Annotated in this window: 14 protein-coding genes; 10 read left to right on the top strand and 4 right to left on the bottom strand. The window is 76.3% G+C overall.

Annotation, left to right across the window (positions count from 1 at the left end; genetic code table 11):
• Window positions 1-51 precede the first annotated feature (51 nt).
• The gene (locus tag ACLJTM_RS16335; protein ID WP_411104292.1) at window positions 52-909 is read left to right on the top strand and encodes a cyclase family protein; all 858 of its coding nucleotides are present in this window, start codon (window positions 52-54) and stop codon (window positions 907-909) included.
• A complete protein-coding gene (locus ACLJTM_RS16330) occupies window positions 906-2378 on the top strand; it encodes an MmgE/PrpD family protein (RefSeq protein ID WP_411104291.1) in 1473 nt (490 codons plus the stop codon). Before ACLJTM_RS16335 ends, ACLJTM_RS16330 begins: the two co-directional genes overlap by 4 nt.
• 30 nt (window positions 2379-2408) lie before the next feature.
• Here the strand turns inward: ACLJTM_RS16330 and ACLJTM_RS16325 are convergent, their stop codons facing one another.
• Window positions 2409-3329 (bottom strand): HpcH/HpaI aldolase/citrate lyase family protein, encoded by a 921-nt coding sequence (locus ACLJTM_RS16325; protein ID WP_411104290.1) that lies wholly within the window; start codon window positions 3327-3329, stop codon window positions 2409-2411.
• A 310-nt stretch (window positions 3330-3639) separates the two neighbouring features.
• Here ACLJTM_RS16325 and ACLJTM_RS16320 point away from each other — a divergent pair, with 310 nt between their 5' ends.
• From ACLJTM_RS16320 to ACLJTM_RS16295, 6 genes are all read left to right on the top strand, one after another.
• Entirely contained in the window at window positions 3640-5250 is a 1611-nt protein-coding gene (locus ACLJTM_RS16320; protein WP_411104289.1) for a hypothetical protein, read from the top strand.
• A gap of 82 nt (window positions 5251-5332) precedes the next feature.
• The gene (locus ACLJTM_RS16315; RefSeq protein ID WP_411104288.1) at window positions 5333-6373 is read left to right on the top strand and encodes a DUF916 domain-containing protein; all 1041 of its coding nucleotides are present in this window, start codon (window positions 5333-5335) and stop codon (window positions 6371-6373) included.
• A 119-nt stretch (window positions 6374-6492) separates the two neighbouring features.
• Window positions 6493-7527, top strand: coding sequence for a hypothetical protein (locus tag ACLJTM_RS16310; protein ID WP_411104287.1), 1035 nt, complete (start codon window positions 6493-6495; stop codon window positions 7525-7527).
• Entirely contained in the window at window positions 7527-9488 is a 1962-nt protein-coding gene (locus ACLJTM_RS16305) for a hypothetical protein (protein ID WP_411104286.1), read from the top strand. The genes ACLJTM_RS16310 and ACLJTM_RS16305 overlap by 1 nt, the downstream gene beginning before the upstream one ends.
• The gene (locus ACLJTM_RS16300) at window positions 9485-10144 is read left to right on the top strand and encodes a neocarzinostatin apoprotein domain-containing protein (RefSeq protein ID WP_411104285.1); all 660 of its coding nucleotides are present in this window, start codon (window positions 9485-9487) and stop codon (window positions 10142-10144) included. The genes ACLJTM_RS16305 and ACLJTM_RS16300 overlap by 4 nt, the downstream gene beginning before the upstream one ends.
• The gene (locus ACLJTM_RS16295; protein ID WP_411104284.1) at window positions 10141-10800 is read left to right on the top strand and encodes a neocarzinostatin apoprotein domain-containing protein; all 660 of its coding nucleotides are present in this window, start codon (window positions 10141-10143) and stop codon (window positions 10798-10800) included. The genes ACLJTM_RS16300 and ACLJTM_RS16295 overlap by 4 nt, the downstream gene beginning before the upstream one ends.
• A 185-nt stretch (window positions 10801-10985) precedes the next feature.
• Here the strand turns inward: ACLJTM_RS16295 and ACLJTM_RS16290 are convergent, their stop codons facing one another.
• Window positions 10986-11645, bottom strand: a complete 660-nt coding sequence (locus tag ACLJTM_RS16290) for an isochorismatase family protein (RefSeq protein WP_411104283.1) — start codon at window positions 11643-11645, stop codon at window positions 10986-10988.
• A 1-nt stretch (window position 11646) separates the two neighbouring features.
• Entirely contained in the window at window positions 11647-12840 is a 1194-nt protein-coding gene (locus tag ACLJTM_RS16285) for a CaiB/BaiF CoA transferase family protein (RefSeq protein ID WP_411104282.1), read from the bottom strand.
• Window positions 12841-12904: 64 nt separating this feature from the next.
• Between ACLJTM_RS16285 and ACLJTM_RS16280 the strand changes: the two genes are divergently transcribed.
• Window positions 12905-13912, top strand: coding sequence for a hydroxymethylglutaryl-CoA lyase (locus tag ACLJTM_RS16280; protein WP_411104281.1), 1008 nt, complete (start codon window positions 12905-12907; stop codon window positions 13910-13912).
• Window positions 13913-13914: 2 nt separating this feature from the next.
• Window positions 13915-14610, top strand: coding sequence for a hypothetical protein (locus tag ACLJTM_RS16275; RefSeq protein WP_411104280.1), 696 nt, complete (start codon window positions 13915-13917; stop codon window positions 14608-14610).
• Window positions 14611-14661: 51 nt separating this feature from the next.
• On the opposite strand, the gene ACLJTM_RS16270 is transcribed toward ACLJTM_RS16275, so the two are convergent.
• The gene (locus tag ACLJTM_RS16270) at window positions 14662-15450 is read right to left on the bottom strand and encodes an IclR family transcriptional regulator (protein ID WP_411104279.1); all 789 of its coding nucleotides are present in this window, start codon (window positions 15448-15450) and stop codon (window positions 14662-14664) included.
• Window positions 15451-15533: the final 83 nt, after the last annotated feature.

The raw sequence follows: 15533 nt of genomic DNA, 5'->3' as shown, positions 1-15533 counted from the left end.
CCCGACTGCACGTCCCCGGCCGCGTTCGGCCGCCTTCCTCCTGGAGACTCCATGAACAGCGTCCACGGGTACCGTGGCGGGCCGGTGCCCCTGGCCGGCGCTCCCGTACTGGACCTCGCCCAGCCGATGCGCCGGGGCATGCCGCAGTCGCCCAACCACCCGCCCTTCCGGATGCTGCTGGAGCGCCGCCACGGGGACCACGTACGCGCCGACGGCGGATCCGCGGCCAACGAGCTCATCGTCACCGGCGGCCACGTCGGCACCCATGTGGACGCGCTGGCCCACGTCTCGCAGGCCGGGCTGCTGCACGGGGACGTCCCGGCCCACTCGGTGCAGAGCCACGAGGGCTTCTCCCGGCTCGGCATCGAGGAGTTCCCGCCGTACGTGGGCCGCGCGGTCCTCCTGGACGTCGCCGCCGTCCACGGCGTCCCCGTGCTGCCCGCCGGATACGAGATCACCGTCGCCGACCTGGAGAAGGCCCGGGACGCGGCCGGGGTGGACGTCGAGCCGGGTGAGGCCCTGCTGCTGGGGACGGGCTGGTCCCGGCACTGGGCGGACCCGCGGATCTTCACCGGCCAGGAAGGCGGAGCGCCCGGCCCCGGGCCCGCCGCCGGGGCCTGGATCGCGGAGCGGGGGGTGCGGGTGACCGGGGGTGAGACCGTCGCCTACGAGCACGTTCCGGCGGGGCGCGGACATGCCGAACTTCCCGTGCACCGGCAGCTGTTGGTGGAAGCAGGCATCCACATCGTCGAGACGATGCGGCTCACCGGGCTCGCCGAGGCCGCCGCGCACCGGCGCCAGGCGGACTTCCTGCTGGTGCTGGCGCCGCTGCCGGTGGTCGGCGCCACCGGCTCGCCCGTCCGCCCGCTCGCCGTCCTGCCCGACGGCGACCGGCAGGGCCGGGCATGAGCGGGACGGGCCAGGGGTACGCGGCGCGTCTGGCGGCCTTTGCGGCGGCCTGCCGCGACGGCGGGATACCGCGGGAGATCGCGGCGGACGCGGCCGCGCGGACGCTGGACTGCCTCGGCAACAGCCTGGGGGCGCTCGGTCCGCACACTGGGGAGGCCGCGGGCGCCTCGCCGCAGTCGGCGGCGCTGGCCATGGCGCGGGCCTGCGGCGGGACGGCGGAGGCCACCGCCGTGGGCAGCGGGGTACGGCTGCCGGCCGACCGGGCCGCCCTGGTCAACGGCACCCTCGCGCACGCACTCGACTTCGACGACACCCACCTGCCGTCCGTCCTGCACCCCACGGCCGCCGTGCTGCCCGCGGCGCTCGCCGCCGCCGAAGCCACCGGGGCGACCGGGGCCGCGCTGCTGGCCGCGCTGGCGGCGGGCGGTGAGGTGTGCTGCCGCCTGGGGATGGCCTCGTACGACCCGGAGTTGCGCAATTCGGTGTTCTTCGAGAAGGGTTTACACGCCACCTCCATCTGCGGAACCGTCGGCGCCGCCGTCGCCGCCGGCCTGCTCTACGGGCTGGGCGCGGCCGAGCTGGGGCACGCCGTCGGGATCGCCTGCTCGATGGGCGCGGGGGTGATCGAGGCGAACCGGACGGGCGGCAGCGTCAAACGCCTGCACTGCGGGTGGGCCGCCCACAGCGGAGTGTGCGCCGCCCAGTTCGCGGCGGGCGGGGTCACCGGGCCGCCGTCCGTGCTCGAAGGGCGGTTCGGTTTCCTGACGGCGTTCCTGGACGAGCGGTGGTCGGCCGGGCCGCTGCTGGCCGGTCTGGAGGACATGGGCAGCGCCGGCAACTGGCAGTACGCGCGGAGCGTGTTCAAGCCGTACCCGTCCAACCACTTCACCCACCCTGGGATCGACTGCGCGCTGGCCCTGCGGCGGGCCGGGCTGCGTGCCGAGGACGTGCTGAGCGCGCAGCTCGGGGTGGCCGCCGCGCCACGGCGCACGATCGGGGAACCGTACGCCGAGAAGGTGCGCCCCCGTACCCCCTACCACGCGAAGTTCTCCGGCCCGTACACGGTCGCGGCGGCGCTGCTGTCGGAGGCGGGCGACGCCGCCGAACCGGGTCTGGGGCACGCGGACTTCTCGCCGGCGGCCTTCACCGAGCCGGGCCGGCTCGCGCTGGCACGGCGGGTGGAGGTGGTGGCGGACGAGCAGTGCGACGCGGAGTTCCCGCACGCCTTCAGCGCCGTGCTGCGGGTCCGCACGCGCAGCGGGCAGGTGCTGGCGAAGCGGGTCGCCGGGTCGCTGGGCGGGCCCGGTGCGCCGCTGTCGAGGGAGCAGCTGGCGGGGAAGTTCCGGCTGAACGCCGAGCCCGTGCTGGGGGCGGTCCGGGCGGCCGGGGTGGTGCGTGCGGTGGGGGCGCTGGGGACGGCGCCGCGTGGCGCCGTCGGGGCGCTGCTGGCCCTGACGCGGATCGGGTGACGGATCCGGCGGGTGCGCGGCTGCGGCCGGTCAGCGGCGGGTGGCCAGCACCCGGCGGGCGGCGCGTACGACGGCCTCGTCGACCATGCGGCCGTCGGGGCCGGTGAGGACGCCGGAGCCGTCCCGCGCCGCCTCGGCGAAGCGGTCCAGCAGGGCCCGGGCGGCAGCGATCTCGGCCGGATCCGGGGTAAAGGCCTGGTGCACGGTGTCCAGTTGGCGGGGGTGGACGCAGGCGCGGGAGCGGTAGCCGAGCTCGCGCAGGGCCCGGGTGCCGCGGGCGAGCGCGTCGAGGTCGGTGAAGTCGGTGCTGACCGGGCCGATCGGCGGGAGCAGTCCGGCGGCGGCGGAGGCGAGCAGGACCTGGGTGCGGATCGCGGTCAGGGCCGCGTAACCCGGTCCGGACGCATCGGCCGCCGTGATGCCCAGCTCGGCGCACAGGTCGGCCTCGCCGAGGTGCAGGTGGCGCACGCGCGGGGACCGGGCGATGGTGCGTACGTCGAGCACCGCCCCGGCGGTTTCCAGCAGCGGGGCGAGGGCGATGCCGCCCGGAGCGAGGCCGTGGCGTTCCTCGGCCGCGGTCAGGACGGCGTCCTGGGCCGCGACCGCGTCGGCTGCGGAGCATTTGGCGAGGCAGAAACCGGTCACCGCGGGTCCGGCGAGCAGGGCGCTCTCCGCGCGTCCCCGATCCCCGGGGTTGACGCGGATCCAGACCTCCGGAGGCGTCGTCCGGGCGGGGGCGGGCTCCTCGGCCAGCCAGGCGCGTACCAGGGTCAGGGCCCGGTCCTTGCCCGAGGCGGGGACGGCGTCCTCCAGGTCCACGATCAGGGCGTCGGCGCCGCGGGCCCGGGCTTTGGCGAGCATCCCGGGGCGGTCGCCCGGGACGTAGAGGTAGGAGCGGGGCACGGGTGCGGGCGCGGGCCCGGGCAGGGGCACGGTGTGGTGCGGGGTCATGGCGCGGCGCTCCGATCCGCTGGAGGGGGCCCGGCGCCGGGTGGGGTGGTACGCGTACGAGGCGCGTGCCGGTGACGGGAGTGGGGGGCCGCCCCACCTTAGGAGCGGGGGCCGCCGGGGTCAATGGAGACGTTTCGCTGAGGGATCCCCCGTTTCTCTCCGGCCGGACGTCTCGGAAACGCAGCTTTTACCCGGGTGGGCGTCCGGACCCTTGACACGTTGCGCGCGCGGCGGGCTGTATGGGAGCAGAAACGAAACAGAGTTCCGTACAGGGAAACCGATGGCTCCCTCCGAGAGGAACCCACGGCTCATGCGCCCACGACCCACCAGATCCGCCCGGACCCGGGGCGGTGCCTCGCTCGCCGCCCTGGTGGTGGCGGCGGCCGGCTCGCTGGTCCTCACCGGATCGCCCGCCCACGCCGGCAGTGCCTCCGTGACCTACGACTGCGTCTTCAGCTCCTCCCACTCGTTCTTCACCACCACCGCCACCCTCACCGCCCCGGCCACGGCGGCCGCCGGTCAGAGCGTGGACGTCAAGCTCAGCCTCGCCGGCAAGGGCCCGGCCAACGGCCCCGTCGCGCTGCCCGCGGCCAGCGTCGTCCCCTCGGCGAAGATCCTGGTCTCCGGTCAGGCGCCGCTCACGCTCACCGCCCCGGCGTCGAACCCGCCCGTCCCGGCCAAGGGCGAGATTCCGATCCCCGACCTGAGCGGCACGCTCACCGTGGCGCAGCCCGGTACGGTGACGCTGACCCCGGACCAGCTGGCCCTGGACATCCCGAGCTACGGACTCTCCCTCGGCTGCACCCTCCAGGGCGCGGCTCCCGTACTGCACACCCTCACCGTCACCCCGGCGGCCGGCAGCGCCACCGCCGCCGTCACCAACATCTCCGGCCGCCCGGCCTCGGACACCACCGGGGCGCGCCCCGGGGACGTGCTGACCCTGACCGGGGCGGGCTGGCAGGCGGGCGCCCCGGTCGGCGCGGTCGAGCTGTGCTCCCTGGCCGGTACCGGGTGCTCCGGCGCCGACCTCACCCCGTACCTCCGGGTGGGCGCCGACGGGAAGCTGGGCGGTACGGTGACGGTCGGCGCGGGCGCCGCCCCCGGGCCGCACCGCCTGAGGATCAGTCAGGGCCCCGTCTCCGTCTCGCTGGTGCTCGGCGTCCTGGGCGCCCGTACGCTCCAGGTCACCCCCGGCGGGGGCGGGCCGGGGACGAGCGCCACGGTCACCGGCACCGCCTTCGACCCCGGCGACGAGGTCGCCGTCACCAGCCTGGACAAGGACGGCAGGCCGGTCGGCGGGGCGGGCCCCACCGCGCCCGTCGACGCACGGGGCAACTTCACCGCGACGCTCGTCCCGGCGGTCGGGGCGGTCAAGATCGTGGCGAAGGAGAAGGACGGCGGGGACAGCGCCGACATCCCGTGGTCCGGCAGCGCCGACGGCGGCAGCTCCGACCAGACCCTGCGGGTGGTCGTCAGCGGCGGCGCGCTCACCATGTCGGCCGAGCCGGGCGAGGTGGTGCTCTCCCCCGTCACCGTGGACGGCGCCGCGCACGACTCCACCGGCAGCCTGCGCGCCCTGGAGGTCAAGGACTTCCGCGGCACCACCGAGGGCTGGTCGCTGGTCGGCACGGTCACCGACTTCCGCAATGCCGCCGGAGCCGCGATCCCTGCGAACCGGCTGTCCTGGACCCCGCAGTGCGCCGTCCACCCCGGGTCGGCAGCCGCCTCCGCCGTCGTCCCGGGCAGCGCCGGACCGCTCAGCCCGACCACCGCGGCGGCGCTCTGCACCCAGGCCGCGAGCGCCGACCCGGCCTCCGTCACGGGCGGCCACTTCGACGCGGGCGCAGCGCTGAAGCTGCGCGTCCCGGAGATCGTGCAGAACGGCGCGTACGCGGCCGTGTTGCGGCTGACCCTGTCCTGACACCCCTCCTCACGGCAGCGTGCCCGGCGGCGAGCCCCCGCGCCCGCCGCCGGGTACCGGCGAGAGCGGAACCATGACACCTGTGCGCAGTGACCGCCCGCCCGGGCGCCGCCCGGGAACAGCCCGCGCCCTGGCGGCCGTGCTCCTCGCCGTACTGCTGACCGCCCTGCTCCCGGGCGCACCGCCCGCCGCCGGGGCGAGCGGGAGCGGCGCCGGGAGCAGCGGCGCAGGCACCGGCGGCGGTTCCTGGTCGGTGCGCCCGGCCGGGGCCGCCGACCGGGCCGCCTTCGTCATGGACTGCGCACCCGGCACGGCCGTCAAGGACGCGGTCCGCGTCAGCAACCTGTCCGGGGCCCCGCTCTCCTTCCAGGTCTACGGCTCGGACGCCTACAACACCCCCCGTGACGGCGCCCTCGCCTACCGGCAGGCCGGAGAGGCGCAGACCGGGCTGGGCAGCTGGCTTGCCCTCGGCACGAACGCCCTGGTCATCCCGCCCGGCCGGGCCGCCGACATCCCCTTCACGCTGAACGTGCCCGCCGACGCAACCCCCGGAAGCCACGTCGGGGGGGTCGTCGCCCTCAACAATGCCGTCGAACAGGCGGGCCAAGCCGCCGGGGTCGACGTGGGCATCCAGCGAGCCATCGCGGTCCGGATCCAGCTCACCGTGGAGGGACCGCTCACTCCCGGGCTCGCCGTCCGCTCGGTGACCGTGCGCCACCGCCCGGAGGGCGCCCCCTTCGCCGGGGCGCGCGCCACCCTCACGTACACGGTCGTCAACACCGGCAACGCGGCACTGCGGCCCACCGTCTCGCCGCGCGTCCGCGGGCTGTTCGGGCTGCGGCGCAGCGCCTTCGCCGACCGTACGCTCCCCCTGCTGCTGCCCGGGCAGAGCGCCGACGTCAGCGCCGACTGGCCGGACGCCCCCGGCGTGGACTACCTCACCGCCTCCGTACGCGTCCGGGCGCCGGGCCTGCCCGCGACCACAGCCCAGAGCGGGCGGTTGGCCGTGTCCTGGCCCACCCTCGGTGTCGTGGCCGGACTGCTCGGCAGCCTCGCGGTCCTGCTGGGCCGGCTCCGCCGCACCCGGTCCGGTGCTACCTCCCGTGCCGGGGCGCGCTCATGACGCTGCGCCGGGCGTTCGGGGCCCTTCTGCTGGCCGCCCTGCTGGCACCGGCCCCGGTGGTTCTGTCTGTCACGGCCGGTGCCGGGGCGGCATGGGCGGCGGCTGTCACGGAGGTCACCGTGGCAGGGCCCGGCGCTGCCGTGGACGGGCCGGGCGTCGCCGTGGACGACGCCCGCGCCGTTCCGGGTCGACCCGTGAAGGCCGCCGGGACGGGCTGGCTACCGGGCGCGACCGTCCAGGTCGAGATCTGCGGGGGCGGGGCCCTGCGCGGCAGCCCCGACTGCGACACGCTGCGCGCCGCGGTCGCCCTGGTCGCCGCGGACGGCACGTTCCGTCTGACGCTCATTGCGGGTGCACCGCCCACCGCCTGTCCTTGCGTCCTGCGGGCGGTGGCTGCGCAGGGCGGAGCCCGGGCCCAGACCCCCGTCTCCGTCGCCGGGACGGCCGACGCGCCGGCGGCGCCCGCCCCCGCGCGGGCCGTACGGGTCGACGTGGTCGCGGCGACCCTGTCCGGCCGGCCGCGGTTCGCCGAGCTGTTCGGCGCGCCCGCGCACCGGACGCTGACCGTGACGTTGCGCAACCCCGGCGACCAGCCGCTGGGGCGGGCGCCGTTGATCGTGGCCTGGGGACCGGGGTCGAGGGCCGACCTGCCGGTGGCCGACCCGGTCACCGCGGAGCTGCCCGCGCGGGCGGAGCAGACGTACCGGATCCCCGTACGGCTGCCGGCGGCGGCGTTCGGCCGCTACTCGGTGGGCGGGCGCTACGCCTCGGCCGAGTTCGCCGTCACCACCGACCTGTATCCGTGGGGGCTGTTGGGGCTCGCCGCCTTCGCCGTCCTGCTGACCGTCTTCACGGCCTCGGCCGCGGTGCGCCGGAGCGGCGAGCGGCGGCGGGCGGGGCGGGCGGGCGCCGTGGGCCGGGTCGGGGCGGGGCTGCCACCGTTCGTGGCGGCGGAGCGGCTGGCCGGCGTCCTTGACGCGGAGGCGGCGGACGGGGCGGACGGGGCGGTCGGGGCGGACGGGGCGCGCCCCCGACTGGTCAGTACCCGGGCGGTGGTCCGCGCACTGGCGGGCGAGGCCGCACTCGTCGACACGGGCGGGCTGCGTTCCCTCGTCGAAACGTTGCGCGCGGCGTCCCTGGAGAAGGAGCGGTGATGGTCTCCCCCACCTCTGCACTGACGATGCGTCCGCGTCCGGACCTGGGCGCGGGCGCGGCCACCGGGCTGGCCGGCGGGGTGTACGTCACCTCGGCCCCGCTGCTGGGCGGGCCCGTCGGAATGCCCGGAGAGGCCGTCCGCTACCTGCTGCTGACGGGCCTGCTGCTCGCCGGGGCCGTCGGCTGGGCGGTGCGGCGGCGGGGGCGGGCCGGGCCGGCGACGGCGGCCGCCCGGCGGGCGGTGGGGGTGTGCCTGCTGGCCGGCGTCGCCCCGCTGCTCGCCGCACTGTGCGGCTCGGCGATGGTTTTCGCGGTCCTGCTGGTGATGGCTGCGGCCCTGGCGGGCGGCTCGCTCGGCCTCTACCGGCCGGCGCACTCGTGGCACGCAGCCTGCTGGGCGGGGGCGGCTGCGGGGGGAGGGGTGACGGTGCTCCTCGCGCAGCGACCCGAGATCGCCTGCGCGCTCGGGTGCGGGCTGGCCGCGCTGCTACTCGTTCCGGCCTGTGGGCGGGCCGCCGCCCCGGGCGACAGCCGCGGCGGGCGCGCCGTCCCCTCCCGGTGGACCGCGGGCGCGGTGGGCGCGGCCGTATGCGGGGCGGTGTTCGCCGGGCAGAGCCTGGTCGTCTTCCGCTGGGAGCTGCTGGGCGGGGCGGGCGTCCGGCCGTTGGCCTGTGCGGCCCTGCTGGCGGCGGCCCTGACGTGTGGCCTCGCCGCGGCCGCGCGGCGCCTGCCGGTCGGGGGTGCGGCGCTGGCCGGCGGGGGTGCTGTGCTGCCGGACCGGAGTGTGGCGCCGCCGGACCGGAGTGCGGCCTTGCCGGACCAGGGCGCGGCGCTGGCCGGCGGGGGTGCTGTGCTGCCGGATCGGGGTGCGGCGTTGCCGGATCGGGGTGTGGTGCTGTTCGCGAGCGGGCTGACGGCTTCGGTCGCGGCGTGCGCGGGAGCCGCCCGGCCCTGGCAGCTCATGCTCGCGCTGGCAGCCGTCCTCACCTGCGGCGCCGCGGCGGTGACGGGGCGCGCCGGGTCACCGGTGGCCCGGGGGGCGCAGGACGCCGGGTACGCGGTCGCCCTGCTGCTGGGCGGGGCGGCCGCCATGACCGCGGTCGTCCTGTCCGGTCGCCTGCTGGGCGGCCCGGACACCCTGGTGGCGATCGGGTCGGCTCCCGCGGTGGCGACGGCAGCCACCCTGCTGCGCCGCAGGCGTGGGCCGGCCGCGGACCCGGACACCGCCGGTGCGGCGGGCGGTACCGCCATCCCCGCCCTCCGTGTGCGGGGGCTGGGGGTGCGGGCGGCCGAGGGGCCGGCCGTGCGGCGGTTGCAGCTGACGGTGGCGGCCGGCGAGATCGCGTATCTGACCGACAGCCTGCCCGGCCGCCGGGCGGGGGCCGTACTGGCCGTCCTCGGCGGGCTGCGCCGGGCGGACGCGGGGACCTGGTGGCTGCGCGGCCACGACGTGTCCCGGGTCGCCGAGCCGGGCCGGTGGGACCTGCGGATGTCGGCCCTCGTCGACCCGGCGGACATGGCCCGGGCGGGCGTGCTGCACCGCGGGCATCCGGCGGTGTCGGTGGCGGACGCGGTCGCGGACGCCACCGCGCACCTGGGCCAGCGGCGGGCGGCCGAGGTGACCCCGGGCGTCCTCGCGGCCTTTCCGTTCCTGGAGACCGGGGGCGCGGGCGCCTGTGTCCGGCTCGGCCCCGACGAGCGCTGCTTCCTCGGGCTGGCCCAGACGCTCATCGCCCAGCCGACGCTGCTCCTGCTGGACCTGACCGGGCCCGGCTGCGGCCCGCTCACGAGGGACCCCGGCGTCAGCGCCGTCCTGCGCCAGATCGCCGACCGAGGCACGGCGGTCCTCGTGGCCGTCCCGGCGGGGCAGGCCGTGCCCGGGCCGCGCCCGATCGTGCTTCCCGCGCCCGGCGGCTTCCGGGCAGCCCTCCTGCGACGCAACGGAAAGGCCATGCCGTGAGCATTTCCCAGAACCGCATCGGCCGGGCGGCCCTCGCGGCGGCCGCGGTGCTCGCCCTCACCGGGGCCGGTCCCGCCGCGGACGGGGCCACCGTGCGGGTGTCGGCCGCGACCGGCCTGACGGAGGGCCAGGAGATCACCGTGGACGGCACCGGCTTCCGCCCCGGTCTGACCTCCGTCGCGGTCGGCCTGTGCAAGAAGGGCTACACCGGCAACAAGGACTGCGACCTGGGCGGCGGTGCGCGCCTGGTCACCATCGGCTCCGACGGTGTGCTCCCCCGGGTCACCCTCACCGTGCACGCGGGCTTCGCGGGCATCGACTGTCGTTCGACGCCCTGCGTGGTCGGTGTCGCGCCCCTGCCGTCGGGGACCCCGCCCGCCTTGGCGGCGGCCAACAGTGTTCAGGTCGCGGTCGGTTTCGCGGGCGGAACGGTCCTTGGCGAGGCGAGTGGTACCGGCCGGGCCGCTCCGGTGGCCGCGGCAGGACCCGTACCCGGCGACGCCTGGGGCGGGCCGTCCACCCCGATGTGGGCCCTGTCCCTCGGCGTGGCCGGTGCCGGTCTCCTGCTCGGCGCCCTGTCGCTCGTCCGGGCGCGCCCGGAGGCGGCGCCCGGGAACCCCCCGCTGTCCCCTTCCGGCTCTGGAGGAAACGCATGACATCGCTTCGAAGAAACCGCTGTGCGGGCACGCTCGCCGCGGCATGGGTGCTGGCCGCGGTGGTGGCCGGGCCGGCCACCGCCGCCGGGACGCTGACCGTCAGCAGATCGGCCGGACTCGCGGTCGGGGACAAGGTGACGGTGTCGGCGAAGGGGCTGAGCCCCGGTCAGGGGTTCGTGCCGATCGGGCTGTGCAAGCCGAAACCCGCGGGCCCCGCGGACTGCGAGACCTCGCCGGACGCCGCCGTCATCGGGAGGACCGACTCTGCCGGGGTGTGGCACAGCGCGGCCGACGGAGCGGCCACCGCCCAGATCACCGTCAAGGCGAAGGCGGGTGGGGCGGACTGCGCCGCCAAGCCCGGGAACTGCGTCGTCGCCGTGTCGATCTCGGCGACGAAGGAGCTGGTGGAGGTGCCGCTCACGGTGGGTGCGGGCGGCTCCGGTGCGAGCGGCCCGGCGTCCCCGGCACCGGCCCCCGCTCCGTCCACCGGTGGTGGAGGGACGGCCGCGGCCGGCGCCGGGAGCAGTGCGGGCGCGCTGCCGCAGACCGGGTCCACCGACGGCCTGCCGGTGGCCGCCCTGCTGGGCGGGACGCTGTTCCTGCTCGGCGGCTGCACGCTGGTGCTGCTGCGGAACAGCGGCAGTCGGCGGACCTGACGGGCGGCGGCCCGCTGCGGAACGGCCGGGCCGCCCTCGCCCTGGCCGCCCTCACCCTGCCCGGCCCCTGACCTGTCCGCCCTTGCTCCCGTCGGCCCGTGACCCCGTCGGCGGGCGAGGGGCGCTCAGGGGCCCCGGACCGCAGCCCCCGTCCGGGGCCGGTCAGCCGGGTGTCCGGGGCGGCCTCAGGCCTGCGCGGGGCCGGCCTCCGGCGGTTCGCCGAGGCGGCGGCAGGCGGCGGCGAGGTCGACGACGTCGGCGTACTTGGAGTCGAGGTCGAAGAGACTGCCCTCGTGGGGGCCCGCGTCCCGGTCGGCGACGGCGTCGCGGACGACGATGGGGCGCAGCCCGTACTGGAGGGCGTCCAAGGTGGTGGCCCGGACGCAGCCGCTGGTGGAGAAGCCGCCGATGACGACGGTGTCCACGCCGAGCACGGTCAGCACGTCGCGCAGCCGGGTGGTGAAGAAGGCGCTGGGGTAGTGCTTGTGGATGACGATCTCGCCCGGTTCCGGGGCGCAGAGAGGGGTGAAGGCGGCGTGCGGGCTGCCGGCCCGGAATGCGTCGAGGCCGGGCACCTTGCGGGCGAAGTGCGGTGCGTGCGCGCTCGGTTCTTCGTCGTAGTGGACGGCGGTGAAGAGGACGGGGAACTGGGAGCGGCGTGCGGCGCGGGCGAGGCGGGCCATGGCGTGCAGGGCCGCTTCGGCCGTGTCGAGGTGGAGGCGGCTGTCGGGGGCGCAGTAGGCCTGGACGGGGTCGACGAGGAGGACGGCGGGGTGTTCGCCCCAGCCGATGCGGCGGCCGAATCCGGCTGCCCGGTAGTCATCGGCCAGAGGCGTGTCGGCCATGTCAGATCACTCCGTCCGCGGTGAGTTTCTCCCGCTCTTCCCGGGTGAGGCCGAGGAGGCCGCCGTAGATGTCGTCGTTGTGCGCGCCGAGTTCGGGGCCGGCCCAGCGGACGGCGCCGGGAGTGGCGGACAGCTTGGGGACGACGTTCTGCATGGGGATCTCGCCGAAGTCGGGGTGCGGGAGGCGGACGATCGCGTCGCGGGCGGCGAAGTGCGGGTCGGTGAGCATGTCGGCGGCGGTGAAGGTCTTGCCTGCGGGGACTCCTGCGGCGTGCAGGGCGCCGAGCAGGGTGTGCGCGTCGTGGCCGGCGGTCCAGGTGGTGATGAGGTCGTCGAGTTCGCCCTGGTGGGCGCCGCGCGCGGTGTGCGTGGCGTACCTGGGGTCGTCGCCGAGGTCGGTGCGGTCCATGACCTCGGTGAGGCGGCGGAAGACGGTGTCCTGGTTGGCGGCGATGAGGACGGCGGCGCCGTCGGCGGTCGGGTAGACGTTGCTGGGGGCGACATTGGGCAGTACGGGGCCGGTGCGTTCGCGCTGGTAGCCGCCCACTTCCCATTCGGGGAGCAGGGACTCCATGTAGGCGAGGACGGCTTCGTAGAGGGCGGAGTCGACGATCTGGCCGGCGCCGGTGCGGGTGCGGGCGTGCAGGGCCATGACGGCGCCGTAGGCGGCCATGGTGCCGGCGAGGGCGTCGCCCAGGGAGATGCCGGTACGGGACGGGGGCCGGTCGGGTTCTCCGGTGATGTGGCGGATGCCGCCCATGGCCTCGCCTATGGAGCCGAAGCCGGCGCGGGGCGCGTAGGGGCCGCTCTGTCCGTAGCCGGTGACGCGGACCATGACGAGGCCGGGGTTGACGGCGCGCAGTTCCTCGTATCCCAGGCCCCAGCGCTCCAGGGTGCCGGGGCGGAAGTTCTCGACGAGGACGTCGGCGCGGGCGACGAGACGGCGGGCGAGCTCCTGGCCCTCGGTGTGGCGGAGGTTGCAGGTGACGGACTTCTTGTTGCGGGCGACGACGGGCCACCACAGGGACTTCCCGTAGGGGCGCTCGCGTCCCCACTGGCGCATGGGATCGCCGCGTCCGGGGTCTTCGAGTTTGATGACCTCGGCGCCGTGGTCGCCGAGGAGTTGGCCGCAGAAGGGGCCGGCTAGCAGGGTGCCGGTCTCGATGACACGGATGTCGGAGAGGGGTCCACTCATGCCGCGAGTGTAAGTTTGGGAAACACTGTTTCGCTAGAGGAATCGACGCGGCAGAATGTGGCGCATGGACGATTCCCTGGACGACGGCTCCGCGGACGACGGCTCCCCGGACGGTTCCCCGCACCGCACCCCGACCGCCCGGCCGCCCGCCGGGCCCGGTGTGGTGGAAGTGGCCCCGCGCGACGGGCTGCAGAACGAGGCGCGCGCCCTGTCGCCGGCGCAGCGCGCCGACCTGATCGCGCGGGCCGTGGCCGCCGGGGCGCGGCGGGTCGAGGCGGTGGCGTTCGTCCACCCGGGCCGGGTGCCGCAGATGGCGGGGGCGGAGGAGGTGATGGGGCTGGTCGGGCGCGGGGGCGGCGTGCGCTACAGCGGGCTGGTGCTCAACGCCCGGGGCATGGAGCGGGCGAGCGCCAGCGGCGTGGACGAGGTCAACTACGTGGTGGTGGCCAGTGAGGCGCTCTCCCTGCGCAACCAGGGCGTGGGCACCCGCGAGGCGCTGGCCGCGTGGGAGGCCATAGCCGGCCGGGCCCACGCGGAGGGGATCGGCCGCTCGCTGACGATCGCGGCGGCGTTCGGCTGTCCCTTCGAGGGTGAGACGCCGGAGGCGCGGGTGGCTGAACTGGCGCGGATCGGGGCTCAGTCGGGCGCCGAGGAGATCGTCCTCGCCGACACCATAGGGGTGGGCGCGCCCGACGCGGTGACCCGACTGCTCACTGCGGTACGGGAGCAGGCGCCCGGGGTGGTCCTGCGCTGCCACTTCCACAACACGCGCAACACCGGCTACGCGAACGCGGTCGCCGCGGCGGCGGCCGGCGCGGCCTGGCTGGACTCCTCGCTCGGCGGTATCGGGGGCTGCCCCTTCGCCCCGGCCGCCACCGGCAACATCGCCACCGAGGACCTGGTCTACCTGCTGCGCCGGATGGGCCTGGACCCGGGCATCGACCTGGAGGCGGCCGCCGCGGCCGGGACCTGGCTGGGCGACGTGCTCGGCGTGCAGGTGCCCGCCCTGCTGGGCCGCGCCGGGCCCTTCCCCGGAGCCACGGCTCCGGCCGCGCCGCGGCGGGAGGGGTAGCCGTGGGAGCGCATCCGCACGGGGCGTGGATCCTGCTCCACCTGCTGCTGTTCGTCTTCTGGCTGGGGGGTGACCTCGGTGTCTACGTCTCCAGCCGGTACGTCCTGCGACCGGACCTGCCGTTCGCCGCCCGCTCGACGGCCCTGTCCGTCATGAGCGGGCTCGATCTCGGACCGAAGATCTGCCTGGTACTGGTCCTGCCGAGCGGCATCACGCTCATGGCGCTGGAACCGCACGGGGCGGAGCACCTGCTGAACGGCTGGTCCGCGGGTGCGACCTGGCTGTTCGCGGCGCTCTGGCTGTGGCTGACCGTCCGCGAGCACCACCATCCGGGCCGCCACCCGTGGACGCGCCGGGCGGACTGGACCCTGCGGGTGGCGGTGACGGCCGCGCTGTGGGGCGTCGGGCTCTACACCCTGCTGGCCGACGAGCCGTTCGGGGTGGACACCGATCCGCGCTGGCTGGGCGGCAAGGTGCTGCTGTACGCGACCGCGATCGCCTGCGGGCTGGGCATCCGGCTGAGGCTGCGTCCGTTCGGGGCCGCGTTCGGCGCGCTGGCGGGCTCCGGGAGCAGCCCGGGGGTGGAGCGGGCGCTGCGGCGGGCGGTGAACGGCTGCGTCCCGTACGTGGCGGGGATCTGGACCTGCGTCCTCGCAGCCGCGGCCCTGGGGGTGTTCAAGCCGGGCGCCGACCTCTGAGCCGGGCCGGCCCGCCCGCAGGACGGACGGGCCCCGTCTGCGGGGCCGCGGTCAGCCGACCCCGGGGCGGTAGCCGAACTCCGCCGAGAGCCGTTCCGTGCTGGCCATCAGCAGCGGGGCGCACTCGGCCAGGCGCTGCTTGAAGCGGGACTGCGGGCCGGCCAGGCTCAGCACCGCGATGACGTGCCCGTCATACCCGAAGACCGGCGCGGCGAGCGAGGCGGAGCCGCTCTGGCGCTCCCCCACGGACATGGCGTAGCCACGGCGCCGGACGGCGGACAGCTCCTTGCGCATGCGCTCGGGGTCGGTGATGGTGCGGTCGGTGATCGCGTCCAGGGCGTGGCGTTCGAGGTAGGTGTCGATCTCGGTGTCGGGCAGGAAGGCGAGGAACGCCTTGGAGGAGCTGCCCGCGTGCAGGGGCAGCGGGATGCCGAGGGCCACCTCCATGCGCAGTTCCTGATCGGGGACCACCTGGTCGACGTAGAGCCGGGTGTCCCCGCGGCGGATGGAGAGGGTGGCGGTCTCGCCGCACTGGGCGGCGAGCCTGCGCAGCTCGGGGGCGGCGAGCACCCGCAGGTCGGTGCGGGCCAGGTAGGCGCGGCCGAGCGAGATGGCGGCGGGGCCGAGGGCGTAGCGGCGGGTGACGGAGTCCGCGATGATCAGGTCGCGGTTGCGCAGGGCCGTCAGGATGCGGTGCACGGCGGCCTTGGTGATGCCGAGCTCCTGGGCGATCTCGGTGACGCCGAGATCCGGGCGGCCGCTGCGGCCGAACATCAACAGCACGTCCATGGCCCGTTCGACGGCGGCCACGGACCGGCTACTGCTCGTCTCCTCGGTCACGGCTGTCCTTCTGCGCGATGGTCTCGGGGGGGCTGCGACGGCCCCCTTTCCCGACGTGCCGACAGCATAACGGTGATTTCCCC

Source organism: Streptomyces sp. cmx-4-9 (assembly GCF_046548835.1).
Taxonomy (GTDB): domain Bacteria; phylum Actinomycetota; class Actinomycetes; order Streptomycetales; family Streptomycetaceae; genus Streptomyces.
Note: the sequence above shows the minus strand (reverse complement) of the source record. Positions and strands in the feature narration are given on the sequence as shown.